At 59.7% G+C, this 22,604-nt stretch carries 29 protein-coding genes and 4 tRNA genes; 13 read left to right on the top strand and 20 right to left on the bottom strand.

What is annotated here, in order from left to right:
* The first annotated feature begins 66 nt into the window (after nt 1-66).
* The 10 genes from PMI21_RS22375 to PMI21_RS22420 all read left to right on the top strand — a co-directional run bounded on the left by PMI21_RS22375 (nt 67) and on the right by PMI21_RS22420 (nt 8,989).
* Nucleotides 67-627: a CvpA family protein gene (locus PMI21_RS22375; RefSeq protein WP_007935165.1), complete on the top strand. Its 561-nt coding sequence runs from the start codon at nt 67-69 to the stop codon at nt 625-627.
* 41 nt (nt 628-668) lie between these two features.
* The gene (gene purF, locus PMI21_RS22380) at nt 669-2,174 is read left to right on the top strand and encodes an amidophosphoribosyltransferase (RefSeq protein WP_007935163.1); all 1,506 of its coding nucleotides are present in this window, start codon (nt 669-671) and stop codon (nt 2,172-2,174) included.
* Between the two features lie 67 nt (nt 2,175-2,241).
* Complete coding sequence (locus tag PMI21_RS22385; RefSeq protein WP_007935162.1) at nt 2,242-3,453, top strand: O-succinylhomoserine sulfhydrylase; 1,212 nt, start codon at nt 2,242-2,244, stop codon at nt 3,451-3,453.
* Nucleotides 3,450-4,226 carry an SDR family oxidoreductase gene (locus PMI21_RS22390; RefSeq protein WP_007935161.1) on the top strand — a complete coding sequence of 259 codons (777 nt, stop codon included), beginning with the start codon at nt 3,450-3,452 and terminating at the stop codon, nt 4,224-4,226. The genes PMI21_RS22385 and PMI21_RS22390 overlap by 4 nt, the downstream gene beginning before the upstream one ends.
* Before the next feature lie 167 nt (nt 4,227-4,393).
* Nucleotides 4,394-4,469: transfer RNA gene (locus tag PMI21_RS22395), tRNA-Val, on the top strand.
* Nucleotides 4,470-4,523: 54 nt separating this feature from the next.
* Nucleotides 4,524-4,600, top strand: a tRNA-Asp gene (locus tag PMI21_RS22400).
* 106 nt (nt 4,601-4,706) lie between these two features.
* Nucleotides 4,707-4,783: transfer RNA gene (locus tag PMI21_RS22405), tRNA-Asp, on the top strand.
* Between the two features lie 258 nt (nt 4,784-5,041).
* On the top strand, nt 5,042-5,551 hold the full coding sequence (locus PMI21_RS22410) for a sigma-70 family RNA polymerase sigma factor (protein WP_007935160.1): 510 nt from the start codon (nt 5,042-5,044) through the stop codon (nt 5,549-5,551).
* Complete coding sequence (locus PMI21_RS22415) at nt 5,548-6,498, top strand: FecR domain-containing protein (RefSeq protein ID WP_007935159.1); 951 nt, start codon at nt 5,548-5,550, stop codon at nt 6,496-6,498. Before PMI21_RS22410 ends, PMI21_RS22415 begins: the two co-directional genes overlap by 4 nt.
* A 67-nt stretch (nt 6,499-6,565) precedes the next feature.
* Nucleotides 6,566-8,989 (top strand): TonB-dependent receptor, encoded by a 2,424-nt coding sequence (locus PMI21_RS22420; protein WP_007935158.1) that lies wholly within the window; start codon nt 6,566-6,568, stop codon nt 8,987-8,989.
* A gap of 72 nt (nt 8,990-9,061) precedes the next feature.
* On the opposite strand, the gene PMI21_RS22425 is transcribed toward PMI21_RS22420, so the two are convergent.
* Nucleotides 9,062-10,345, bottom strand: coding sequence for an NAD(P)/FAD-dependent oxidoreductase (locus PMI21_RS22425; protein ID WP_007935157.1), 1,284 nt, complete (start codon nt 10,343-10,345; stop codon nt 9,062-9,064).
* Between the two features lie 183 nt (nt 10,346-10,528).
* Between PMI21_RS22425 and PMI21_RS22430 the strand changes: the two genes are divergently transcribed.
* Nucleotides 10,529-10,605, top strand: a tRNA-Val gene (locus PMI21_RS22430).
* Between the two features lie 109 nt (nt 10,606-10,714).
* Here the strand turns inward: PMI21_RS22430 and PMI21_RS22435 are convergent.
* The 10 genes from PMI21_RS22435 to PMI21_RS22480 are packed head-to-tail and all read right to left on the bottom strand — an operon-like array spanning nt 10,715 to nt 16,225.
* Entirely contained in the window at nt 10,715-11,851 is a 1,137-nt protein-coding gene (locus PMI21_RS22435) for a tyrosine-type recombinase/integrase (RefSeq protein ID WP_007935156.1), read from the bottom strand.
* Nucleotides 11,851-12,084 carry a hypothetical protein gene (locus PMI21_RS22440; protein ID WP_007935155.1) on the bottom strand — a complete coding sequence of 78 codons (234 nt, stop codon included), beginning with the start codon at nt 12,082-12,084 and terminating at the stop codon, nt 11,851-11,853. Before PMI21_RS22440 ends, PMI21_RS22435 begins: the two co-directional genes overlap by 1 nt.
* A gap of 40 nt (nt 12,085-12,124) precedes the next feature.
* Nucleotides 12,125-12,418 carry a hypothetical protein gene (locus PMI21_RS22445; protein WP_007935154.1) on the bottom strand — a complete coding sequence of 98 codons (294 nt, stop codon included), beginning with the start codon at nt 12,416-12,418 and terminating at the stop codon, nt 12,125-12,127.
* Nucleotides 12,419-12,472: 54 nt separating this feature from the next.
* On the bottom strand, nt 12,473-12,790 hold the full coding sequence (locus tag PMI21_RS22450; RefSeq protein WP_007935153.1) for a hypothetical protein: 318 nt from the start codon (nt 12,788-12,790) through the stop codon (nt 12,473-12,475).
* A complete protein-coding gene (locus tag PMI21_RS22455) occupies nt 12,787-13,059 on the bottom strand; it encodes a hypothetical protein (protein ID WP_007935152.1) in 273 nt (90 codons plus the stop codon). The genes PMI21_RS22450 and PMI21_RS22455 overlap by 4 nt, the downstream gene beginning before the upstream one ends.
* 49 nt (nt 13,060-13,108) lie before the next feature.
* Entirely contained in the window at nt 13,109-13,675 is a 567-nt protein-coding gene (locus PMI21_RS22460) for a hypothetical protein (RefSeq protein WP_007935150.1), read from the bottom strand.
* Complete coding sequence (locus PMI21_RS22465) at nt 13,675-14,118, bottom strand: hypothetical protein (protein ID WP_007935149.1); 444 nt, start codon at nt 14,116-14,118, stop codon at nt 13,675-13,677. Before PMI21_RS22465 ends, PMI21_RS22460 begins: the two co-directional genes overlap by 1 nt.
* A 51-nt stretch (nt 14,119-14,169) precedes the next feature.
* On the bottom strand, nt 14,170-15,024 hold the full coding sequence (locus tag PMI21_RS29840) for a hypothetical protein (protein WP_007935148.1): 855 nt from the start codon (nt 15,022-15,024) through the stop codon (nt 14,170-14,172).
* A 14-nt stretch (nt 15,025-15,038) separates the two neighbouring features.
* The gene (locus tag PMI21_RS22475; protein WP_007935147.1) at nt 15,039-15,623 is read right to left on the bottom strand and encodes a hypothetical protein; all 585 of its coding nucleotides are present in this window, start codon (nt 15,621-15,623) and stop codon (nt 15,039-15,041) included.
* Complete coding sequence (locus PMI21_RS22480) at nt 15,620-16,225, bottom strand: hypothetical protein (protein WP_007935146.1); 606 nt, start codon at nt 16,223-16,225, stop codon at nt 15,620-15,622. The genes PMI21_RS22475 and PMI21_RS22480 overlap by 4 nt, the downstream gene beginning before the upstream one ends.
* Before the next feature lie 89 nt (nt 16,226-16,314).
* Between PMI21_RS22480 and PMI21_RS22485 the strand changes: the two genes are divergently transcribed.
* Nucleotides 16,315-16,638, top strand: a complete 324-nt coding sequence (locus tag PMI21_RS22485; protein WP_007935145.1) for a hypothetical protein — start codon at nt 16,315-16,317, stop codon at nt 16,636-16,638.
* Here the strand turns inward: PMI21_RS22485 and PMI21_RS22490 are convergent.
* A complete protein-coding gene (locus PMI21_RS22490) occupies nt 16,635-17,558 on the bottom strand; it encodes a DNA cytosine methyltransferase (protein WP_007935143.1) in 924 nt (307 codons plus the stop codon). The genes PMI21_RS22485 and PMI21_RS22490 overlap by 4 nt on opposite strands.
* 79 nt (nt 17,559-17,637) lie before the next feature.
* On the opposite strand from PMI21_RS22490, the gene PMI21_RS22495 reads away from it, so the two are divergent.
* Nucleotides 17,638-17,820, top strand: coding sequence for a hypothetical protein (locus tag PMI21_RS22495; RefSeq protein WP_007935141.1), 183 nt, complete (start codon nt 17,638-17,640; stop codon nt 17,818-17,820).
* On the opposite strand, the gene PMI21_RS22500 is transcribed toward PMI21_RS22495, so the two are convergent.
* From PMI21_RS22500 to PMI21_RS22535, 8 genes are all read right to left on the bottom strand, one after another.
* Nucleotides 17,808-18,236 (bottom strand): hypothetical protein, encoded by a 429-nt coding sequence (locus PMI21_RS22500; RefSeq protein ID WP_007935140.1) that lies wholly within the window; start codon nt 18,234-18,236, stop codon nt 17,808-17,810. The two genes, PMI21_RS22495 and PMI21_RS22500, sit on opposite strands and share 13 nt — an antisense overlap.
* Before the next feature lie 56 nt (nt 18,237-18,292).
* Nucleotides 18,293-19,294 carry an RNA-directed DNA polymerase gene (locus PMI21_RS22505; RefSeq protein WP_007935139.1) on the bottom strand — a complete coding sequence of 334 codons (1,002 nt, stop codon included), beginning with the start codon at nt 19,292-19,294 and terminating at the stop codon, nt 18,293-18,295.
* Between the two features lie 370 nt (nt 19,295-19,664).
* Entirely contained in the window at nt 19,665-20,021 is a 357-nt protein-coding gene (locus PMI21_RS22510) for a four helix bundle protein (RefSeq protein WP_007935138.1), read from the bottom strand.
* Between the two features lie 53 nt (nt 20,022-20,074).
* The gene (locus PMI21_RS22515) at nt 20,075-20,686 is read right to left on the bottom strand and encodes a DUF1566 domain-containing protein (protein ID WP_007935137.1); all 612 of its coding nucleotides are present in this window, start codon (nt 20,684-20,686) and stop codon (nt 20,075-20,077) included.
* A 77-nt stretch (nt 20,687-20,763) separates the two neighbouring features.
* Nucleotides 20,764-21,357, bottom strand: coding sequence for a DUF1566 domain-containing protein (locus tag PMI21_RS22520; RefSeq protein ID WP_007935132.1), 594 nt, complete (start codon nt 21,355-21,357; stop codon nt 20,764-20,766).
* Between the two features lie 14 nt (nt 21,358-21,371).
* Nucleotides 21,372-21,680, bottom strand: coding sequence for a hypothetical protein (locus PMI21_RS22525; protein ID WP_007935130.1), 309 nt, complete (start codon nt 21,678-21,680; stop codon nt 21,372-21,374).
* Between the two features lie 81 nt (nt 21,681-21,761).
* Nucleotides 21,762-22,076 (bottom strand): hypothetical protein, encoded by a 315-nt coding sequence (locus PMI21_RS22530; protein WP_007935127.1) that lies wholly within the window; start codon nt 22,074-22,076, stop codon nt 21,762-21,764.
* Nucleotides 22,073-22,345 (bottom strand): hypothetical protein, encoded by a 273-nt coding sequence (locus PMI21_RS22535; protein ID WP_007935125.1) that lies wholly within the window; start codon nt 22,343-22,345, stop codon nt 22,073-22,075. Before PMI21_RS22535 ends, PMI21_RS22530 begins: the two co-directional genes overlap by 4 nt.
* Nucleotides 22,346-22,604 lie beyond the last annotated feature (259 nt).

Below are 22,604 nucleotides of genomic sequence, written 5' to 3'. Positions count from 1 at the left end.
TCTCAGCTTACCGACAGCCATGGGCTCTGCTAAAATGCGCCGCCTCATCTGTCTGTAGGCTGCACTGTGCCATTTACCTGGGTTGACTGGGCGATCGTTGCAATCATCGCCATCTCCGCTTTGATCAGTCTGAGCCGCGGCTTCGTCAAGGAAGCACTCTCGCTGCTGACCTGGATCATCGCAGGAGTCGTTGCCTGGATGTTCGGTGGCTCATTGTCCGAGTACCTCGGCGGATACATTGCAACACCGTCGGCTCGTGTGATCACGGGCTGTGCCATCATGTTTGTCGCCACTTTAATCGTAGGCGCAATGATCAATTATCTTATCGGCGAGTTGGTTCGCGTCACCGGGCTATCCGGGACCGATCGATTCCTCGGCATGGCCTTCGGCGCGGCGCGTGGCGCGTTGCTGGTGGTCGTGGCGGTCGGGCTGTTGAGCCTGGGGCCGGTACAGCAGGACGGGTGGTGGCAAGAGTCACAGCTCGTGCCAAAATTTCTATTGGTCGCAGATTGGTCCAAAAACCTGATCCTCGGGTGGAGCAGTCAGTGGCTTGCCAGCGGAATCAGCGTACCCGCTGATATTCCGTTCAAGGAGCACCTCTTGCCGACGGCCAAAACGCCTCAGTGAGTTGTGTTCAGTTCAGATCCATTAAGTAGGGGTTGCGTCGCATGTGTGGCATCGTCGGTATCGTCGGTAAGTCGAACGTCAATCAGGCGCTGTATGACGCGCTAACCGTCCTCCAGCACCGCGGCCAGGACGCTGCCGGTATCGTGACCAGCCACGATGGCCGGTTATTCCTGCGCAAGGACAATGGCCTGGTGCGTGACGTGTTCCACCAGCGTCACATGCAGCGCCTGGTCGGCCACATGGGCATTGGCCATGTGCGTTATCCGACCGCGGGCAGCTCGACCTCGGCCGAAGCTCAACCGTTTTACGTCAACTCGCCGTACGGCATCACCCTGGCGCACAACGGTAACCTGACCAACGTTGAACAATTGGCCAAGGAGATTTACGAATCTGACCTGCGCCACGTCAACACCAACTCCGATTCGGAAGTGCTGCTCAACGTGTTCGCACACGAGCTGGCCCAGCGTGGCAAGTTGCAGCCGACTGAAGAAGACGTGTTCGCGGCCGTCACCGACGTGCACAACCGTTGCGTCGGTGGTTACGCGGTCGTGGCGATGGTGACCGGTTACGGCATCGTCGGTTTCCGCGATCCGCACGGCATCCGCCCGATCGTCTTCGGTCAGCGTCACACTGACGAAGGCGTCGAGTACATGATCGCCTCCGAAAGCGTTTCGCTGGACGTGCTCGGTTTCACCCTGATTCGCGACCTGGCACCGGGCGAAGCGGTCTACATTACTGAAGACGGCAAGCTGCACACCCGTCAGTGCGCGACCAACCCGTCGCTGACCCCGTGCATCTTCGAACACGTCTACCTGGCGCGTCCGGACTCGATCATCGACGGCGTTTCGGTTTACAAGGCCCGTCTGCGCATGGGCGAGAAGCTGGCCGAGAAGATCCTGCGCGAGCGTCCGGACCACGACATTGACGTGGTCATCCCGATTCCGGACACCAGCCGCACCGCGGCCCTGGAACTGGCGAACCACTTGGGCGTCAAGTTCCGCGAAGGCTTCGTGAAGAACCGCTACATCGGTCGGACCTTCATCATGCCGGGTCAGGCTGCGCGGAAAAAATCCGTACGCCAGAAACTCAACGCCATCGAACTGGAATTCCGCGGCAAGAACGTGATGCTGGTGGACGACTCCATCGTTCGCGGCACCACCTGCAAGCAGATCATCCAGATGGCTCGCGAAGCCGGCGCCAAGAACGTCTACTTCTGCTCCGCGGCACCGGCCGTGCGTTACCCGAACGTCTATGGCATCGACATGCCGAGCGCTCACGAGCTGATCGCCCACAACCGTTCGACTCAGGACGTGGCTGACCTGATCGGCGCTGACTGGTTGATCTATCAGGACCTGCCTGACTTGATCGAAGCGGTCGGTGGCGGCAAGATCAAGATCGACAAGTTCGATTGCGCGGTGTTCGACGGCCAGTACGTCACCGGCGACGTCGACGAGGCTTACCTGAACAAGATCGAGCAGGCACGTAACGATGCCTCCAAGGTCAAGACCCAGGCAGTCAGTGCGATCATTGATCTGTACAACAACTGAGTAACTACCGGCCCTGAGGGGCCGGTTTTGTATCTACTAAATAAAGAGCAAGGCAAGGAGTGACAGCATGAGTCAGGATTGGGATGCCGGTCGGCTGGACAGCGACCTCGAAGGCGTAGCGTTCGATACCCTGGCCGTACGCGCCGGTCAGCACCGCACGCCGGAAGGCGAACACGGTGATCCGATGTTCTTCACTTCCAGCTACGTATTTCGTACCGCCGCCGACGCGGCTGCACGTTTTGCCGGTGAAGTGCCGGGCAACGTTTACTCGCGCTACACCAACCCGACCGTGCGCGCGTTTGAAGAGCGCATTGCCGCGCTGGAAAGTGCCGAGCAAGCCGTGGCCACGGCAACTGGCATGGCCGCGATCATGGCGGTGGTAATGAGCCTGTGCAGTGCCGGCGATCACGTGCTGGTGTCGCGCAGCGTGTTCGGCTCGACCATCAGCCTGTTTGAGAAGTATTTCAAGCGCTTTGGCATTGAAGTCGATTACGTAGCGCTGGCGGACTTGTCCGGCTGGGATGCAGCGATCAAGGCCAACACCAAACTGCTCTTCGTTGAATCGCCGTCCAACCCGCTGGCCGAGCTGGTGGACATCACCGCGCTGTCGGAAATTGCTCACGCCAAGGGCGCGATGCTGGTGGTCGACAACTGCTTCTGCACGCCTGCGCTGCAGCAGCCACTGAAGCTGGGCGCGGACATCGTCGTGCACTCGGCGACCAAGTTCATCGACGGCCAGGGTCGTTGCATGGGTGGTGTCGTGGCGGGTCGCAGCGAGCAGATGAAAGAAGTCGTCGGTTTCCTGCGTACCGCCGGGCCGACCCTGAGTCCGTTCAATGCCTGGATTTTCCTCAAGGGCCTGGAAACGCTGAGCCTGCGCATGAAGGCGCATTGCGCCAATGCCCAGCAACTGGCCGAGTGGCTGGAGCAGCAGGACGGCATCGAGAAAGTCCATTACGCCGGCCTCAAGAGCCATCCGCAGCACGAACTGGCCCAGCGTCAGCAGAAGGGCTTCGGTGCGGTCGTGAGTTTCGAGGTCAAGGGCGGCAAAGAGGGCGCCTGGCGCTTTATCGATGCGACTCGCCTGATCTCCATCACCGCCAACCTGGGCGACAGCAAAACCACCATCACGCACCCGAGCACTACTTCTCACGGCCGTCTGGCGCCGCAAGAGCGTGAGGCGGCGGGGATCCGTGACAGCCTGATCCGCATTGCGGTCGGTCTGGAAGACGTGGCAGACCTGCAAACCGATCTGGCGCGCGGGTTGGCTGCCTTGTGATCGAGTTGTCGTCGCCGGCCACGGGCACTCATGGCCGCGTCGCGCTGGTCACCGGTGCCGCGCGCGGCATTGGCCTGGGTATTGCGGCCTGGCTGATCAGCGAAGGCTGGCAGGTGGTGCTGACGGATCTGGATCGGGAGCGCGGATCGAAAGTGGCGAAGGTGCTCGGCGAAAACGCCTGGTTCATCGCCATGGACGTCGCGAATGAAGCGCAGGTGGCGCTGGGTGTGGCCGAGGTGCTGGGGCAGTTCGGGCGTCTGGATGCGTTGGTGTGCAATGCGGCAGTGGCCGATCCGCACAACATCACCCTGGAAAGCCTCGACCTGGCCTACTGGAATCGGGTGCTGGCGGTGAACCTCAGTGGGCCGATGCTGTTGGCCAAGCACTGTGCGCCGTATCTGCGCGCTCACAGCGGCGCCATCGTCAACCTGGCCTCGACCCGCGCCGCGCAGTCGGAACCCGACACAGAGGCTTATGCGGCGAGCAAGGGCGGTCTGTTGGCCCTGACTCACGCCTTGGCCATCAGTCTTGGACCGGAGATTCGCGTCAATGCGGTCAGCCCCGGCTGGATCGATGCGCGGGATCCAGCGGCACGGCGCGCCGAACCGCTGACTGACGCCGATCATGCGCAGCATCCGGCGGGCAGGGTAGGGACCGTCGAAGACGTGGCGGCGATGGTGGCCTGGTTGCTGTCGAAGAACGCTGGTTTCGTCACGGGCCAGGAGTTTGTGGTCGATGGTGGTATGACCAAGAAGATGATTTACAGCGAGTAACCCAGTGTGGGGGCGGGCTTGCTCCGGGCGGCGATCCGACTGAAGCGGTCTGACGGTTGTCGACTTCGTCCGGAATGACACGATTTTGTCTTTTTTAGAAAAACTTCAAGCGGGGTATTGACTTAGCTTCGGTACCTGCGTAAATTTCGCGGCCTCAGAGATGCAAAGGGTGATTAGCTCAGCTGGGAGAGCGTCTGCCTTACAAGCAGAATGTCGGCGGTTCGATCCCGTCATCACCCACCAACTCTTGAGACTCTTGTGTAAGCAAGAGGGAAGCTGAAAAGCCTCCACCGACGCGCAGCGGTAGTTCAGTCGGTTAGAATACCGGCCTGTCACGCCGGGGGTCGCGGGTTCGAGTCCCGTCCGCTGCGCCATATTTTCCGAGTCAGGTTTACCCTGACTTGAGATTGAAAAGCGAGATTGAAAAGTCTCGAAGCTTTCAATCAGACGAGTTACTTGAGCGTCAGCTCAAAGCGATACGCAGCGGTAGTTCAGTCGGTTAGAATACCGGCCTGTCACGCCGGGGGTCGCGGGTTCGAGTCCCGTCCGCTGCGCCATATCTGCCTCAAGGCCCACTGAACGCCTTGGAGCTACGAAGAAAGCGCTGGTATAGCCAGTGTCTACTTCGAGTCGATAGCAAAGACCCTGGTCGAAAGACCGGGGTTTTTTGTGTCTGAAATTTGGTTTTTTCTCCTCTCGCGTCTTCCCGCCTCTACCTTTTTGCACGCCCGATGCACAAAGGACTTGGTTCACGGCATTGACATTAATTAGAATCACTCTCATTTACGATAACTCCTTGGTACAGGGCTCTTGAGATGAGTGATGCAGCGATGCCGAAGGAGCAAACCCTCCATGACCTGTACCGCGATCACCGTGGCTGGCTTGAAGGCTGGTTGAGGCGGCGCATGGGCAACGCTTGTGATGCGGCGGACCTCAGTCAAGATACGTTCCTGCGCTTGCTCGCCAGCTCTCAACGGATTTCCGATTTGCAGGAGCCCCGCGCCTATCTGCTGACTGTGGGCAAGCGACTGCTGAGCAACTTCTATCAGCGTCGTAGCCTTGAGCAGGCCTATTTGAATGCCCTGGCCTCTCTGCCTGAAGGCAGTGTGCCGTCACCCGAGCAGCGCTGGCTGCTGCTGGAAGCCCTGCAAGCCCTGGACGAATTACTCGACGGACTGCCGACGGCGGTGCGGCGGGCGTTTCTCTGGAGTCAGCTGGAAGGCTTGAGCTACCAGCAAATTGCCGAACGCCTGCGGGTGTCGGAACGCACGATCAAACGCTACATGGCGCAAGCCTACGAGCACTGCCTGTTGGTGGAGCTGTGAGCAGTCCGTCGCCTTCGGTGGAGGCCCGCCAGATAGCGCGCGCCGCCGCGCAGTGGCTCGCCTTGCTGGAGTCCGGCAGCGCGAATGAGCAGGATCACGCTGGCCTCCAACGGTGGCGCGACAGTTGTGCCAGTCACGAACAGGCCTGGCAGAAAGCTCAAGCCCTGCGTCAGCGTTTTGCCGATCTGCCTTCAGCGTTGGCGTTGCAAAGTCTGGATCGCCCTGAGCCAGCTCGACGGGTGGTACTCAAGCGCGCATTGGGTGCAGTGGTGTTGGTGCCGGCGGCGTGGCTGACCAGCCGGCAATTACCGTTGGAGGTCTGGCGGGCCGACTTGCATACGTCCACCGGGGAGCGCAAACAGGTGCAGCTCGCCGATGGCAGTTTCTTGCAACTCAACACGGCCAGCGCCGTCGATGTGGATGTGCAGGGGCGACGCTTGACGTTGGTAGGGGGCGAAATATCACTGAAGGTGCCTGGCGTCTCGCCGTTGACGATCCAGACCCGATTCGGGCAAGTCATTGTCAGTCAAAGTGAGGTCTGTGTGCGGCAGGATGCACTCGGATGCCGAGTGTCGGTGTACAACGGTTCTGTGCAATTGCAGCCGTTGCAGGGGGCGGTATTGGTATTGCGCGGTGGTTTGCAGGTTGACCTTCGAGCAGCCGGTGCCGGGTCGATAGCCGCATTTGATGTGCTCGCGCCGGGCTGGCGCGAAGGCGTGCTGATGGCAAAAAACCGGCCGCTGGGGGATTTCCTGGGTGAGCTCAGCACCTATCGACCGGGTGTCCTGCGCTGGGAGCCGGAGCTCGAGGCGCTGCGCGTCACCGGCAGTTTCCGTCTGGACGACACCGATCGCGTGCTGGCGCTGCTCGCGGCCAGTCTGCCGTTGGAAGTGCATTCACGTACGCGTTACTGGGTAATGTTGCTGCCGCGCAAAAATAGTGTGTGAAGCCTGTCCCTTTTTTCCGACTCGCTTGTCATTCAAGGCAACTGAGCGAATCAAGAGAGCTTCTTCAATGCCCGCAGTAATGCCTTGCTGTCCGCGTCCGGCTTCTTCCGGCCTGCGTCCGTTGTTGCACCTGAGCCTGTTGCTGAGCCTGAGTGCCAGTCTGTTGTTCATCACTTCCAGTTGGGCCGAAGATGCCACTCGGCGCAGTTATCAGGTGCCTGCCGGGAGCCTGAGCGATGCGCTGACCCGGTTTGCCGGCCTGGCTGGGGTCAATCTGTCGGTCGACCCGGCGCTGGTGAGCGGTCGCAGCAGCGCGGGTCTTTCCGGCGTATACGCGGTCGAGGAGGGCTTTACCCGACTGTTGCAGGGTTCCGGCCTGCAACTGCAGCCGTTGAGCGAACAAGCGTACATCCTGACCCCGACGCCAGAAGGCAGCAGCCTGCAATTGGCCCCCACCTCGATTCTCGGTGCCACTGAACCGGCGGGCGGCGATCCGTATGCCGGCGGCCAGGTCGCGCGCCGCGGTTCTCAAGGCTTGCTGGGCTCGAAAGACTTTATGGAAACGCCATTCAGCATGACCACGTACACCAGTGAGGTGGTCAAAAACCAGCAGGCTCGTACCTTGGGTGACCTGATCGCCAACGATCCTTCGGTTCGTGCCACCAACCCGGCGGGTGGGCGTTATGAGCAATTCACCATTCGCGGGCTCAGCCTGTTCAACAGTGATGTCGCCTACAACGGTCTATATGGTGTCCTGCCGACCTATACGATCGATATGGAGATGGCCGACCGCGTCGACATCCTCAAAGGCCCGAGCCAGCTTATCAATGGCATCTCGCCGCGGGGCGCCGTGGGTGGCGGGATCAACGTGGTGCCCAAGCGCGCGACTGACAAGCCCATCACTTCGTTCACCGGTAGCTACGCTTCCGACAACCAGGTGGGCGGTGCCGTGGATGTCGGCCGGCGCTTTGGTGAAGACAACAAGTTCGGTATTCGTTTCAACGGCGTGAAGCAGTCCGGCGACACCGAATGGGATCATCAGAGTGTCGACCGCGAGATGGCCGTGCTGGGCCTGGATTTTCGTGGTGAACGCCTGCGACTCTCGACGGACCTCGGACGCACCGAGCGCGATACCGACGCGCCACAGGAACGTGTGCAGGTTGGCGCCAACGCGCAGGTTCCGCATGCCAGCGATGTCCGTCACAACTATGCGCAGCCCTGGAGCAAAGCGAGTACCAACGACACTTTCGGCGCGGTGAACGGTGAATTCGATGTCAGCGACTCCGTCATGCTGTACGGCGGTGTGGGCGCGCGTAAAAGCAACCATGACTTTCTCCGGCATGCCGTTGCGGTCACCAACGACGCTGGTGATTTCAGTGTTCAGCCGCGTGACTTCACCCGTGACGAAAATGTCCGGACGGCCACGGCAGGGGTGCGCAACTGGTTTCACACCGGCCCGGTGAACCATGAAGTCAACCTGGCCGCCAGCTATTTCTACATGGACTTCGAAAATGGCGGCGCCCGTTATGCTGCGGCCCGCAGCAACCTCTACGATCCTGTGGAAACACCAACACCTGTCAGACCCATACGTTTGGATTCGAAGGTCTACACCGAGAACCGCTTCAGCGGCGTGGCGTTGTCCGACACGCTGGGTTTCTTCGATGATCGGCTACTGCTGACCCTCGGCGCTCGCTGGCAGCGTGTGAAGGTTGACGACTGGACAGACAACGTCAAAGGCGACACGGCCTACGACGAGGAAAAGGTTTCGCCGTCGGGTGGCATCCTGTTCAAGGCGACCGACAAATTGTCGCTGTATGCCAACTATATGGAAGGCCTGAGCCAGGGCAAGATCGCGCCGTCGACCTCGGTGAACGAGGACGAGATCTTCCCGCCGTTCATCAGCCGGCAGGTTGAGGTCGGCGCCAAGTATGACGTGGGTGCGTTCGCCGTGACCGCCGCGGTGTTCCGGATCAAGCAGCCGGCCTATGAGACCAACGCCACGACGCGAGTTTTCGGCTCGAACGGCAAGCGTCAAAACGACGGTGTGGAACTGAGTGTGTTCGGTGAGCCGCTCAAAGGCTTCCGCCTGCTCGGCGGTGTCATGTACATCGACAGCGAGTTGACCAACACCACCAATGGCACCTTTGACGGCAACCGGGCGCCTGCCACGCCGAAATATAACGTCAACCTGGGCGCAGAGTGGGACGTGCCGACCGTACAGGGCCTGACCCTGACCGGCCGCGGTATTTATTCCAGTTCGCAGTATCTGGACCAGTCCAACAACAAGGAAATCGACGCCTGGGAGCGTTTCGACGTGGGCGCACGCTACGCGTTCAAGATCGACGAAAAGAACATCACCCTGCGTGCCAATGTCGAGAACGTGGCGGACAAGCGCTACTGGAGTTCGGCGGGGGCCTCGGATGACAGCGAGCCCGGTTTGACGCTCTCGACCCCGCGAACCTACCTGGTTTCGGCGACAGTCGACTTCTGAATCAGCGGCGGGTCTGACTTCCCCGGCGGATACAAAGAAGGGGTCGCGTTCAGCGGCCCTTCTTTCTATCGGTCAGTATCCGAGTTTGTCACGCAATCCGTAATACCAGGCGCCCAACGCAGCGAACGGCGTACGCAGCAACTGTCCGCCGGGGAACGGGTAGTGGGGCAGGTCGGCGAAGGCGTCGAAGCGTTCAGCCTGACCACGCAATGCTTCGGCCAGTACCTTGCCCGCCAGGTGCGTATACGTCACGCCGTGGCCGCTGCAACCCTGAGAGTAGTAGATGTTGTCGCCCAGTCGTCCGACCTGAGGAAGACGCGACAGGGTCAGCAGGAAATTGCCGGTCCAGGCGTAATCGATTTTCACGTCCTTGAGTTGCGGGAAGGCCTTGAGCATCTTCGGTCGAATGATCGCCTCGATGTTCGCTGGATCCCGCGCGCCATACACCACGCCGCCACCAAATATCAGGCGTTTGTCGGCGCTCAGGCGGTAGTAGTCGAGCAGGTAGTTACAGTCTTCGACGCAGTAGTCCTGAGGCAGCAGGTGCTTGGCCAATTCATCGCCCAAGGGTTCGGTGGTGATCACTTGAGTCCCGCAGGGCATCGACTTGGCCGCCAGCTCCGGCACCAGATTGCCGATGTACGCGTTGCCGGCGACGATGATGAACTTGGCCCTGACCTTGCCCTGAGGCGTATGCACCACCGGGTTGGCACCGCGCTCGATGCGCACTGCCGGCGATTGCTCATAAATAGTGCCGCCCAACGACTCCACAGCTGCTGCTTCGCCCAAAGCAAGATTGAGTGGATGAATATGCCCGCCGCTCATGTCGAGCATGCCGCCGACATATTGATCGCAAGCCACTACCTCACGGATGCGACGCTGATCCAGCAACTCAAGCTGCATGTGACCGAAGCGCTCCCACAGGCGCTTCTGGGACTCCAGATGGCCCATCTGCTTGTCGGTAATGGCGGCGAACACACCGCCATCCTTCAAGTCGCACTGGATATTATATTTGGCCACTCGCTCACGAATGATCCGTCCACCTTCGAACGCCATCTGCCCCAGCAACTGAGCTTGCTTGGGGCCGACGCTGCGCTCGATCACATCGATATCACGGCTATAGCTGTTAACGATCTGGCCACCGTTGCGTCCCGACGCACCGAAACCGACCCTGGCGGCTTCCAGCACCGTAACCTTAAAACCGTTTTCCAGCAGGAACAGGGCAGAGGACAGGCCGGTGTAACCGGCGCCGATTACACAGACATCAGTCTCTACATCATCCTGCAAGGCCGGGCGCGCTGGTGCCGCATTGGCCGACGCGGCGTAATAGGACTCTGGGTAGGGAGTGTTCGCCATCCTGCAGCCTCTGTTTAATATATTTTACGAGTGCATTGATCCTACCCGAGTTAAAAATCGACCGCCAGCCACCGGAAAATCTTCTTTGCCACAGCGAAATTAAATATTTTGCATATTCATAGGGTTAGGTGAAAAAAAGGTGTTGACACCCCTCCGGAATTCCGTAGAATGCCGCCTCACAGCAGGCACGTAGCTCAGTTGGTTAGAGCACCACCTTGACATGGTGGGGGTCGTTGGTTCGAGTCCAATCGCGCCTACCAAACAAAATCCGCTCTGCTGGGCGGTCTAGAGGGGTCACCGGAAACGGTGACCCCTTTTTGCTTTCTGCGATTTTCAAAACTTTTGCAAAACTTTTGCAAAACCCCCACCTCAGAACGCCAATTCGGCGCCCACCTCGACGTACTCAATCGTCTTATCGCCGTGCCCCTCCTGGTAGTGCTTCGTCATCTTCTCGTCCGCGTGGCCCAGCAGCGCCTGGATGTATTCCTGCGGGAAGTTCTGCTGCTCGTACAGCCATGCACCTAAAGCGCGGATCTCGTGAAAAGTGGGGCGCTCACCGGCTGGCACGTGGTCGTACGCGTGCGCCGCATCCCGGGCCTTGCTGAACTCCTTGGTCAGGTAGTCCGGCGTCACCGACGTCCAGTGATCCTTCGCGTCGATCTGTTCCCGGCGCCGGGCCTTTGGTTTGTAGTGGATCAAGTACGGCGACACCAGCGGCGAGCGCAGGCATTCGCCGACCACGTCGCGCAGCGCGGCGCCCATGGTGATCTTCAGGTGAACCGGGTTGTCGTACCCCTGAGTCTTGCCGGGCGATACCGTGAGCGTGTTCTTCTCCATGTCCACGGCCGACTTCAACCAGGTCACAATGTCCTCGCGACGCTGAAGGCTGGCCAGCGCCAGGCGGATGGCGCGCTTCAGCCAGGGCGGCGTGGTCGCGGCATCGATGATCGCCTTCAGCCCTTCGAGCGTGTGCCGCTGGCGCTTCTTCTCTGCTTCCTTCTTCACCAGGGTCAGCTCGGCGTTGTTCCGCTCGGCCAGGCCCTTGGCCACGGCGAAGGCAAATATCTGCACCCACAGCCCGCGGTGCTTCGTGTAGGCGTTGTTGCTGAACTGGTCCAGGTATTCGGCCATGGCCAGCACGTCCATCTGCCCGATCAGGCGCTCACCGAGATCCTGCCGGTACCGTTCAAGCTTGAACTTGATCTCTTCCAGGGTGCGTGCCGCGTATCCCTTGTCCACCAGCCATTCGTCATGGAATCGCTGCAGCAGGTTGCTCACTGTCGGCAGGCGGTCGCCAGTCAGCAGGGTGAGCAGGGCGCCGTCATCGACGACCAGCGCCGCCAGCTTGAGATTGGCCGCACGAGCCAGCTTGATTGCCTCCTCCAGTGGCCGGTTGATGCTGGTCATCAGTCCGGTGATCGGGTTGCGGTACCGCCAATACTTACCGTTCGGGTAAAGGTTTGGCGGCAACTTCCTGTTTTGAAGCGTGCGCGGCCGGGCGGCCATCAGCCTATCTCCATCATCTGAGCCAGCAGCGGGTCAGTCGTGCCCATAACTGCCGCCTGCACATCGACGAAATACATCCCACCTTTTACCTCTCCGACCACTTCGCCGTCCTCAATCCATTTTTTCAGCTGCTGCAGGCTCGGCTTGCCGCCTGCGTACCGCAGCTTCCTGTATTCGCCGGCCTCCATGAGGCGCGGCAACTTGACCGTAATCTGGGCAAGAACTTTTGCCATGTTGATGCTCCATGCCGCGCGTGGCGGCAGAAGGTTGGGGTCAGTGTTTGATGAGGCGCAAGCCAGTGCCATCAGCAACGATGTTGATCCGGCTGGCCTCAAACGATGGGGAGCGCAAAACAGTGGCGATCAGATCAGGAAGAGCCTGGAGCAACTCGGGCCGCATCTGGTTGTAGTCGACGCAATGCAGGGTGTGCAGGATGCTGTAAGCGTCTCTGTCAGGCTTCACATCCATCATTTTGATGATGGTGTCGAGGGTGCAGATGCTGAAGTGCGAGCCCTGCACCATCTTCTTTAGTGCGGCCTCGGCCGCCATTACTTTTAGTTCCGACACGGGCAATCCTCGCCCGCCGTTCACCGGCAGGCTACTGAGTTGTAAGGTTTGGGTTTACAGCTGGATGAGCTCAGCGGGGACGCTGACGGTGGTGCCGAGGTTTGCGAATACGACCGCGCGGAACACGGCGATCTCTCGGGTTTCGCCGGGCTGGCGGTTGCAGGGATCGCGGGTTAGGTCGGCCAGCCAGGGGTAGCTGTAACCGCGCTCGATCCAGACGCCATGCTTCTTGATCAGCTGCTCGGCGTCGATCCGGGCGAGTGGCAGTTGCAGCTGGCCAGTGGTGGGTCCCGCGCTTTCGATTGATTCGATTGCCCAGCCCAGCGCCGGGCCGGTCAGTTCCTCAGTGCGGACGCTGACCATGCCGTTCATGGATAGTTGTCGTAGTTATCGAAGCAGGAACCGCACAATGGGCGCCATCCATCACGAATTGCTTGAGGATGGGCTTTAGGCACCCAGCGCCATTTCGCCACGAATGAGCCACAGTCACGGCAGCGGATGTGGTGGTCGACTGCTTTTCGTTTGGCGATTTCGAGATTCTCACGCTCAAGATCCAGGCGATGAGCTTCTTGCTGCTCCGCGAACCACTGCTTTTCCTGCTCGACGGTCATCTCTGGAAAAATGTCGCTCATCTGCGTCATCACCGCGGCCCCTTGTAGCAGTACACGTAGGCGAACCAGGCGAGGGCGATCATGCTGCCACCTGCTGACCGATCAGGACGTCGGCGACGACTTCCCAGAGCTGGGCCGGCGACCATTGGAATCGGTCAAAGTCGGTGTCGGGTTGAATGCCGAACCTGCAGGTGGAGTGGGCGCCAGCCGGGTATTCGCCACGCTTGGCCATGATCGTGGCCACTCGACCATCACCACCGGGCCGGGTTCGGTGATAGGCGTATGCCTGGGTGTTGTAGTCGTTGCCCGCCGATATAGAGTCAGCCCCGGTCGGGATCAGAAACGCGCGGCCATCAGGTGTCCACGGTCGGCCACCGCCGGCCGTTCGCGCGCCTTCATGTAGGTACAGCACGAAGTCGCCGGCGTCATCCCGGACAAGGCCGAACTCTTCGTTGATCTGCGTGCCGACAATCACTCGGGATACGAAGTTGAAGCGGTGGTCGTGGATTGCCGAGTGCTCGAAGCAGGCCCGGCGCGGCAACTCAGGGTGCCAGACGTGCAGCCGCTGATTGCCCTGGAGCTGCACCTGCGCAAAGCCTAGGCCGTGCAGCGTGATTTTGTCGGTCATTACGTCATCGATGATCATCAGTAATCCCCCCAACCCATGCCTTGGATGTACTCGTTGGCGATGATCAGCTTTTCGGCGACGGGCGCCTCATTCATCACCGACAAATCACCGAAGTAACCCAGCGCCGCGCGGGCGCGCTCCAGTGTCAGCTCTGCATGCCCCAGCTGACGCGACTTGCGCAACTTGTAGGAGCGCAGGGCGTGAGCCTTGTCCGGGTAGGCAAAGCGCCTGCTGTGCGCATCGGTTTCCTTGAGCACGCGCTTTCGGCGCTTCTTCACGGCGTCTGCCGTCCAGCTGTGCTGATAGCCGTTAATCATGTTGACGGTGTATTCATCGGCTATGTACCAGCACTGCGCCGTTTCACCGATCACCGTGTAGGTGATGCAATGTACTTCGAGACCGTCAGGACCGATTTCATCGACATAGCGGAAGTGATCCGGGCCTGCCTTTTTGTTTTCCATGGGCACACTCGTCCTTGCCGCTATAGCGGCTGACTTTGAAGGGGGAGGGAGTTAAGGCTTGGCGTGAATTTCGAGGAGGTGTTCGACTTGGTTCGACATCTGGCCGCCGTCCTGAGCGGCCTCGACAAGTTCGAGCGCCCAGTCTTCCAGCCAGTTGCGCGGCACGCCGATAATCTGGGTGTCAGGCGCGTCGGAGCAGTCTAGCGGCCACGCTCTGAGAACCTTGTCACCGTTGTACGTCAGCAGGGGCTCACCGGTTTCTTTTTCAGTCCATTTGCCATCGGCGTCCAGCATGGCGAACGTCAGCGCGACATCGCGCTCGCCATCCCAGTTGTCGATGTGGCGCACGGCGTAGAGACCGGGCCTGTAGGTTGGCGGCTTGCTGTCCATGCCGAGTGCTCTGGCTGCGACATCCCTGATCACCTCGACTGAGGCGACCTGCATACTGCATTCATCTTCAGCGAAGGCGTGGGCACGGTCGTGAATTCGCGTCAGCGCGACTCTCTGCTCGGAGATCAGCTGATCCGCTGCGTTCAGGCGCTGCTGCAGGGCGTCACGCTCGGCGGTGAGTCGGATGACATGAGCAATGTCTACCAGCTCGGTACCAACAGGCAGCAGGTCAATGCCAGGCCGATGCTCGACAACCGTTTCCTTGAATATCTCGCCTTCCTCATTGATCACGGCGACTACTTCAATCTGTCCATCGGTGGGCGCAGATGGGGCAGAACCGAGCATTGCAGCCCAGCACAGTTTCGCGCGGAACGCCGCTTGCTGGCAGCCGCTCATCTCTTGGTACTGCTCCCAGACTTCATCGTCGGTGAAGCACTCGTCTGGTTCCGATTCAAACCCGTTGATCACCATGGTTTCGGTCGGCTCGACCGGTACCAGTTTCCATTGACCACTCATGCAGCAATCTCCAATCAGTTGTCGGTACCGGTGTAGGTGCGCCAAGGCACCTTCACGCCGTTTACGAGGAATCCCCAGTCACAGCGCCACTTGCTGGTGATGAAGAGAGTGAAGACGCCGCCGGGGGATACCTGGTCGATGCGGTGGTATTCGCCGTGGTTGAGGCGGGCGGTGTCGCCCGGGCGCCGGTCGATGTGCTCGGTGGCCTGAAATGCCGCGTCGAACGACTGCCGCAACTCGGCTGCCTTCATCAGGAGCTGGTGAAGTGCCGGATCGTCGGCCTCAAGCAGGCGTTGTTCCGTGTACCAGCCGCGCAGGATGATGGTCCGGGCGTTCCACGGGTGATCATGCAGATCTCGGTCTTCGTCGGGCCGCAGGATGTGGTGGATCCGGAACGACCATGGGCACCACAAGAACGCCGGCTTGTGCGTCTCCCGGCTGTAAGGGTTGAACAGCCACCAACGGCCCATGTACATCTCGGTGCCGTCGGCGGACATGATGTGCTGGTACGGGGTGACTTTGGCGCGGGCGATGAGCCAGTCGGCGATGGCCGGGCGAGCCAGGAGTTTGGCGACCAGGCGCCAGAAGAAATTGATCATGCTGCCTCCTGCTGCGGTTGTTCTTGGCCCAGCGCCTGCTGAACCGCTGCAATGATGCGGCACAGGTAATGCCAATCGGGATTCGGCTCGACGGCTTTCTCATCCACCAAGTGCCACCACTCAGGCCCGAACAAGTCAGTCAAAAGCGCGCCCTGTTGGTGTCCAACCGAAATCGACTCGACACCGCGAAGGTCGTCGATCTGGTCAAAGAGGTCGCGGGCATCTTCCTGATCCAGGCTGTCACCAAACTCCCAATACCCTTTTCGCATCCGGCGCCGGTCAATGACTGACTTCTTCGCCAGGGTCATCAGCGCATCATTGGAGAACCTCATGGAACTGAGGCTTGGTGAGAAATAGCTGATGATGTAGTGCTCATCGAGGCGGCAGAAAAACTGTCCGATGGTGAGACCGTCCCACATCCCGCCCCAGTAGGCGTGCCAGCTCTTGTCGTAGCAGCTGACCGTGATCTTGCCTTTGCGCGGTGCCAGGTCTTCGAGGAACACGTTGATCGGATCGAGGCTCGGCGCGCCGGTGATCCCCAGCTTCGTGATTGTGGAGCGCTCAACCTGCAGCGGCTCGGCCGGTTTGTTTTCTGTGGGCATGGGGCGTCCTATGCCGGGACATGCCCGGGCGGTGGAGGGTGGTGAGGGATCAGCTACAGTTCAGCGATCAGCCAATAGAGGTGACGAGAATGTCTGACTGGAGCGAAGTGGTCGCCGGAGCAATAGGTGGAGGTCTGGTGATTGCAGTTCAGATGGGTAAACACAAATGGGATAACGTCAGGGACTCAAAGAGGATTTATAGCTGGTTAAGCATTGAGTTTGAGAGAACCGACAAATACGAAAAACGGTCGACGCGGGCAATTGCCAAGGCTGTAAATCTGACACCGGAAAGAGTGGCGACGCTTTGCCACCACCATCCGCGTATAAAGCACGTTCTTGGAACAGAGGAAGAGCTCTGGAGTTTGGATGGATCCGACCATGAAAAACCGAAAAACCAGTTTTTTGCCGGCTAGGCAGCTTTCATCAATGCTTCGATGATCCGCTGTCCGGCGAGCGGTGGGACAGCGTTGCCTGCCATATGCATAGTCAGTCGATGATTCTCCGGGCGTTTTGTGTCGGCTGGGAAGGACATGGCTGCTAGCGCTTCATTCGCCGAGAGCATCCGCATCTCGTTGTCGCGGACGAGTGCCCACCGGTCGAGCGTGGTGATGGTCCCAATCGGGCGGTTGATGTCACGCCCGGTCAAGCCAGAGCCTTTTCCGTAGTAAGGCATGATGAATCGCTCGCCGAACCGCTGGCGGCCGTTGCGTACTCGGTCGAGCGTTGCCTGGGCCCGGCCTGGCTTATCGATTGGCGACCATTTTCCAGACTCGAAGTCGAGGAAGCTGCTGGCGGGAACGTGTTCGCACTGCTGGAGTTGCAGCTGAATCGGTGCCTTGCTCTTCGTGCAAATCAGGAACAAGCGCACTCGGTGCTGCGGTACGCCAAGGTCTGCGCAGTCCACGATATGCGGCGCGACTTGGTATCCGAGACGTTGCATGGCATCCATCCAGCTTGGGTAGAGCACCCAGTCTACAAACTCCGGAACGTTCTCGACCACCCAGGCATCCTGCTGAAGTACCTCTGCAGCGGACGGTACGGCCCAGGCGGTGGACCTCGATGCATCATGTTCAGGGTTCCCGTTTTTCTTGCCCCGGGCCTTTGCGTGGCCTTGGCAACATGGAGATGCTATGCCGATATCGGTGCGTGGCACCGCCGCCCAGTTTGCCTGGTGCAAGTCTTGGCAGATGTGAATGGCTTCCGGATGATTGGCGCTGTGCCACTCAACTGCTACCGGCCAATGATTCGCGGCCCAAAGAACGTCGACGCCGGCATCACGCGCGCCGGTACTCCATCCGCCGAGCCCGGCGAACAGATCAATTGCTGAAGTCATTGTGGATCCTCGCCGGCTGGCGTGATTCGTTGAAGTGGGGTATTGGTTTATGCTCGATGCAGCCTGACGGGAGACTGGCATGAGATTGCAAAGCGATATCGATGCACTTGCGGCGATCGAGGAAGACGCCTGGGCGATGCTGAAGCGATTAGGAATTCCCGACGACAAGCAGAAGCTTGAGGTCGTTATTTGCTTGCGGCAGATAATTGAGCTTGCCACCTACAGGCAGGCGGTTGACCTATTTACAGATCATTCCGCGTAATAGGTGAGGGCGGGCCAGGCGCGCCGGACTTTGAAGCGAAGCATCGCTTTGATGCTGTGGCAGTAATCTTGAAGTCGCTCATAGGCCTTGTATTTGGCCTGACCTCGAGTAGCCGCCCATACCCTGACTAAGTCTTCTCGAGCCTCACGATTCCAGTTGAGGTCATCCCAATCATGGTTGAAAGGCAGGACTAACCACTCTTTGAGCGGAAGCGTTTCTGCCATATCGCCGTACTGCATTTCGTGGGTAGGGTGGTAGTTGCTGATCCGCTTTTTCGGATCTTCATCCAGCACCACGCCGATATAGTGGCCTCGATCAGCCAGGATAATGCCGGGCTTCCCGTAGGCAATGACGCGGCGCCCGACCTCGGCGGGCACCTGATAGTGCTGCCGGACGTATGCGCAGTTGTGGCTCATGGTGTTACTCCAGTCAGGCGCCGCCCTCCGGTTACCGGATGCGACAGCGGGTTGGGCTATTTCTTTGGATAGGTTTTGGTCAGCGCGCTGTTGACAGCATGGCCACGTTTCAGGACGACGTTGGCCAGCTTCTCCCGATCTTTCCCGCTGTGGCTGGCCTGACTGAGCAGGCCGAAGTAACTGTTGGCGATTTCGCGCAGATCCTCGGCGGGCGCCGCAGCTGTTCGCTTCAGTGCCTGTGCCAGTGATCGCTTGCGGGTCGATCTCCGCCACGGCTTGATGACGTGGCCAACGAAGTCGACACCTCGATCTACTGGCTGGAGGATGGTCTTGCTGGGGTTCAACTTGGCGCCGAGGCTGGGCAGGAACGCTTCTACCTCTGCCAGCCAGGCATTGAGCTGTTGCGGTGACTCATGCAGGAACACGAAGTCATCGACGTAGCGGACGTAATGCTTGGCGCCCAGTCGGTGCTTGGCGAACTGATCCAGCGCATCGAGGTATACGTTCGCGAAGAACTGCGACGACAGGTTGCCAATAGGCAGCCCAAGCCGGGCCGGTTGCGCGGTGAGGCGCTTGTGCTGCGGTACCCGGTTGAACAGATGGGCTGGGCTGCGCACCTCGTAGTCTTCGCGAGGGTCGTGCATCAGGATCTGTTTGGCGAGTGCCAGCCACCAGGGTTCGGTGATCTTGGCGGCCAGCTGCTTGCGCAGAACCTCTTTGTCGATCGCGACGAAGAAGTTGGCCAAGTCGCACTTGAGATAAAAGATCGGCTTCGACCAGTTCTGGCTGGCGCTCCGGATCTTCGATTCAAGGCGTTTCGCGGCGTACAACGTGCCGCGCCCAGGAATGCATGCGCAGCTGTCCGCTATGAAGCTGGCGTAGAAGCGCGGTGCCACACGGTTGTACAGCAGGTGGTGGACGACGCGATCCCGGAAGGCTGCAGCCCAAACCTCGCGGGCTTTCGGCCTGGTGACCACGAAGCATATCGAGCGGCCTGGCCGGTAGGTGCCGGCGATCAGGTCGTCGTGTAGACCGATCAGGTTGCGTTCCAGATCCATTTCGAAAGCCAATGCACTGGCGCTGTTGCGCTTCGTGCGGCGGCAGTCGTAATAGGCTTGGACAAGCTCGCTGAACGGGTATGGACCAACATTCGAATCTGCGGACGGGGCGGACGCGGAGCTCGTTGTTCTTGTCGTTGTTGTTCTGATTGCCATCATCGAAGTTCATGTTGAATGCGTTGTTGGCGGAGCGCTGCGACCTATCGTGCTATCTACGTCGCCAAGCCGAAGGCGGTGCCGATCAGCAAGGAAACTGCGCGAGACCTGTACGGACGCTTTAGACCGTCGGTATCTCTGATGCGCATGGCGGTGACCAAGAGGTCAGCGGCACGACCAGATTCAATTCGCACAGACCTGAAAGCCGTAACTCTCAGATGGCGGGCGCGGTTGGGGTGGAGCGTTTCCAGGCGTTGGCCTGCTTGCCAATCGAGGTGGTGACCTCTATTGCATTGGCATGCTGCGGAACACTGATGAAGCGACTGTCTTTGAAAATCCTCATCAGGAACTCAATCACCTGGACCTTCTCTACCAGCAGGGTCAGGTGTGGGTGCTTGTCCCGGGTCGAGTTAGCCCGGGCAATCAACATCAGCACGTCGATGCACTCATCGATGACGCGCTTCCCGAGCGACTGCTTAAGATCACGGGGAATGTTGCGGGTGAGGTTCGTCGCCATCTGGAGCAGGCCCAGTGACACCTTGTAGATCTGCAAGTCCGTGTGCATCGCCATTGGCTCGCTCTCCAAGAGCAACCGGCCGCAAGCGACCGGATTAAATAAGCAAATTAATCAATCAATTGGCTGCGGACGGGGCGGACGCGGAGCTCGTAGTACTTGTCGCCGCCGTACTGATAGCCATCAGCGAAGCTCATGGTGAATGCGAGGTCGGCGGAGCGCTGCGTTGACGACCAGTACCAGGTTGGCTTGAAGGCTTCTGCGCCGCCAGCCTGGAAGGCGGCCAACGTGGTCTGAGCCGGTGACTCTTCGGTGTGCAGCAAGCCGACAGGCTCGCTGTTCGGGTTGTCGCCGCTGCGTCCGTATTGCCAGTTCGTTTCGGTAGTCGGCTTTAAGTGACGATACTGCAGCTCTTGCTGATCGCGCGCCGGGATCGCCCAATCATCGTGGCCACCAATACGCAGTGCCAGGGCCTGCTGAGCCAGTTCACTACCAGCGGCGGCCATGGCCTCGGTGTTGGCGCGACCATTGGTGAAGCTGTCGGCGCCTTCGATCTTCATCCCGTACTCGCCCCAAGCGCCTACCAGTTCGTGAGCCGCGCCGGCGGTGATGTTCAGGTAGCGCTTGCCGGTGTCAGGGTCGCGGGTGATACCGGAGAAGAAACCACCGCCGAATGGCTGGCCAATTTCCGGGATGGCTACTGCTTGCTGTGCTGCGGACATGGTATTTCCTCTTTTCGAAGGCAACAAAAAAGGCGCTGCTGCGCCCGGTGCCGGATCAAGAACGGATGAATGAAGGATTAAATAAAGAATCTGCGGACGGGGCGGACGCGGAGCTCGCTGTTCTTGCCGCTGCCGTACTGAAGGCCATCACCGAAGTACATGAGGACTGCGCCGTAGGCGGAGCGCTGCGTTGACGACCAGTACGCGCCCTTGGCGATCAGGTCATATACCCAGGCCTGATGCAGTTGAGCAGCCGCTGGCAGATCGAAGTCGGCGTGACCGTCTGCGATATATGCTCGGGCAGCTTCGGCGGCTGGATGACCACCAGCGGCGATCAGCGCATCGGTATTGGCCTTGCCGTCCCACTTGCTGGTAGCAACAGATTCCTCGCCGTAGCGGCCCCACTTGTGTTCACCAATGTCTCTGTCGGCGAAGATCAGGTAGTGCTCCGGGATATCACCGCGCGCCGGGACAAAGCCGCCATTGATACCGCCTTGGCCCGGCCAGTAATCGCCGATGGCTGGGATGGAGTAGGGCGCAATCGGCTGTACGTTGGCCGCCGGTGGCAATGCCTGGGCGAGTAGTCCCGCCATCAGAAGCTGAGTCATGCGTTCAGCGGTGCCCTTGATTTTGAAGTCGTCAGTCTCGATTGAGATCGTGTTGGCTTTCATGTGAACCTCGTTGATTATGCTTCGACGCCGGTCTTGGCGAACTCTTCAAGCTGTCGCAACCACTTTTCCTTCACGATGATTTCAGGTCGCGACATGATGGCGAAGCGGGCGGATTCTTCGGACGGGGCTGCGGCGAGGTTGATCAGGAACGTCGATGCAATTTCCTGCCATTCCTCGAAGTCGTGGCGCTCGCCCAATACCTGAAGGGCATCAGCCAACGCCTTCGAAACAATCAGGGTGCGTTTCTCGGCACCGATCCGCTCCAGCAGAGCACGCTCCTTGGCACGTTTGTCCTTCTGGATGTCCGCGTTGCTCTTGGCCATGGCCTGCCTCTTCAATTCCGTGGGCCGGAATGTCCAGCCATGTTTGTCGTCGGCGCTGGCGCACCTGGTTGCTGATGCGTCTCACGGCGGCCCCGGAAACTTGATGTTGTTTTCCCGGGCGATCGCCCTTGCGCGCTTCGATTCCATACCCATCTCTTTCGCCGCCTCGATGACTGTTTTGCCGGCGTCGGCCAGTTGCTTTAGTCGCGGCGCGAGTTTGTCGCGCTCTGCCCGCAGCTTGTTTCTATGGGAACTGCCGAACATGGCCTCCCTCTCACCGCTGACGCCAGGGGCGATCTCCTGTACTGACCGGCCAGAGCCGAAGTACTGATCCAATTGCTGGTTCAGGTTCGCAATGATCGAATCTCGCGGGTTGGGCATTGGTGTGCCGATCACTGAGCACCTCCGGGAAGGCGGTTGGCCTTATCCTCGAGCTGCTTGGCGTAGTCGACGGCTGATGCGTATTCGAAGCGGAAGCCCCGGGTCTTGCCGGTGACGAGGTCGACAATGTGGTACGCCTTCGAACCGACAGTCTTCACCTGGAAGCGCACCTTCTGCACAGGCTCTTCCTTACCGATCAGGGAGTAGAACTCGGACGTTGCGATAATTGCGCGAAGACGCAGAGCCTGAAGCCCGTCAACGCGCTGCTGCATGAGTGATTGCATGGCTGATTCCTCGGGGTGGGTTGCGTGTATCCGTCAGCACTCGGGCCGCCTGCTGGTTGCCGTTGGGCGCAGGGGAGAGTGCTGACGGATAAAGGCTGGCGTAAAAAAGCCCGATCGGAACCGGGCTTTTACCCCTTACGTGAAAAGCCTACTGAGCCATGAGGGCCGGGTAGGTAGCTGTCGTTTACATGGCTGCCAATCCTCCGTGCTGAGTTGAACTGTCAGGCACACCCTGATGGTTGGTTACGCTGCAGGTGGC

Source organism: Pseudomonas sp. GM18 (assembly GCF_000282195.1).
Taxonomy (GTDB): Bacteria; Pseudomonadota; Gammaproteobacteria; order Pseudomonadales; family Pseudomonadaceae; genus Aquipseudomonas.
The sequence above is the reverse complement of the archived record's forward strand: the minus strand, read 5'-3'. Positions and strand labels throughout refer to the sequence as shown.

Coding starts and splice junctions, on each gene's coding strand:
- PMI21_RS22485 (WP_007935145.1), top strand. CDS start 16,315: ATGTCTGACTGGAGCGAAGTGGTCGCCGGAGCAATAGGTGGAGGTCTG.
- PMI21_RS22425 (WP_007935157.1), bottom strand. CDS start 10,345: ATGGCGAACACTCCCTACCCAGAGTCCTATTACGCCGCGTCGGCCAAT.
- PMI21_RS22435 (WP_007935156.1), bottom strand. CDS start 11,851: ATGGCCGCCCGGCCGCGCACGCTTCAAAACAGGAAGTTGCCGCCAAAC.
- PMI21_RS22490 (WP_007935143.1), bottom strand. CDS start 17,558: ATGACTTCAGCAATTGATCTGTTCGCCGGGCTCGGCGGATGGAGTACC.
- PMI21_RS22495 (WP_007935141.1), top strand. CDS start 17,638: ATGAGATTGCAAAGCGATATCGATGCACTTGCGGCGATCGAGGAAGAC.
- PMI21_RS22535 (WP_007935125.1), bottom strand. CDS start 22,345: ATGCAATCACTCATGCAGCAGCGCGTTGACGGGCTTCAGGCTCTGCGT.
- PMI21_RS22480 (WP_007935146.1), bottom strand. CDS start 16,225: ATGCCCACAGAAAACAAACCGGCCGAGCCGCTGCAGGTTGAGCGCTCC.
- PMI21_RS22440 (WP_007935155.1), bottom strand. CDS start 12,084: ATGGCAAAAGTTCTTGCCCAGATTACGGTCAAGTTGCCGCGCCTCATG.
- PMI21_RS22410 (WP_007935160.1), top strand. CDS start 5,042: ATGAGTGATGCAGCGATGCCGAAGGAGCAAACCCTCCATGACCTGTAC.
- PMI21_RS22475 (WP_007935147.1), bottom strand. CDS start 15,623: ATGATCAATTTCTTCTGGCGCCTGGTCGCCAAACTCCTGGCTCGCCCG.
- purF (WP_007935163.1), top strand. CDS start 669: ATGTGTGGCATCGTCGGTATCGTCGGTAAGTCGAACGTCAATCAGGCG.
- PMI21_RS22525 (WP_007935130.1), bottom strand. CDS start 21,680: ATGGCCAAGAGCAACGCGGACATCCAGAAGGACAAACGTGCCAAGGAG.
- PMI21_RS22465 (WP_007935149.1), bottom strand. CDS start 14,118: ATGGAAAACAAAAAGGCAGGCCCGGATCACTTCCGCTATGTCGATGAA.
- PMI21_RS22420 (WP_007935158.1), top strand. CDS start 6,566: ATGCCCGCAGTAATGCCTTGCTGTCCGCGTCCGGCTTCTTCCGGCCTG.
- PMI21_RS22385 (WP_007935162.1), top strand. CDS start 2,242: ATGAGTCAGGATTGGGATGCCGGTCGGCTGGACAGCGACCTCGAAGGC.
- PMI21_RS22460 (WP_007935150.1), bottom strand. CDS start 13,675: ATGATCATCGATGACGTAATGACCGACAAAATCACGCTGCACGGCCTA.
- PMI21_RS22510 (WP_007935138.1), bottom strand. CDS start 20,021: ATGGCGATGCACACGGACTTGCAGATCTACAAGGTGTCACTGGGCCTG.
- PMI21_RS22515 (WP_007935137.1), bottom strand. CDS start 20,686: ATGTCCGCAGCACAGCAAGCAGTAGCCATCCCGGAAATTGGCCAGCCA.
- PMI21_RS22450 (WP_007935153.1), bottom strand. CDS start 12,790: ATGAACGGCATGGTCAGCGTCCGCACTGAGGAACTGACCGGCCCGGCG.
- PMI21_RS22505 (WP_007935139.1), bottom strand. CDS start 19,294: ATGGATCTGGAACGCAACCTGATCGGTCTACACGACGACCTGATCGCC.
- PMI21_RS22455 (WP_007935152.1), bottom strand. CDS start 13,059: ATGACGCAGATGAGCGACATTTTTCCAGAGATGACCGTCGAGCAGGAA.
- PMI21_RS22520 (WP_007935132.1), bottom strand. CDS start 21,357: ATGAAAGCCAACACGATCTCAATCGAGACTGACGACTTCAAAATCAAG.
- PMI21_RS29840 (WP_007935148.1), bottom strand. CDS start 15,024: ATGAGTGGTCAATGGAAACTGGTACCGGTCGAGCCGACCGAAACCATG.
- PMI21_RS22500 (WP_007935140.1), bottom strand. CDS start 18,236: ATGAGCCACAACTGCGCATACGTCCGGCAGCACTATCAGGTGCCCGCC.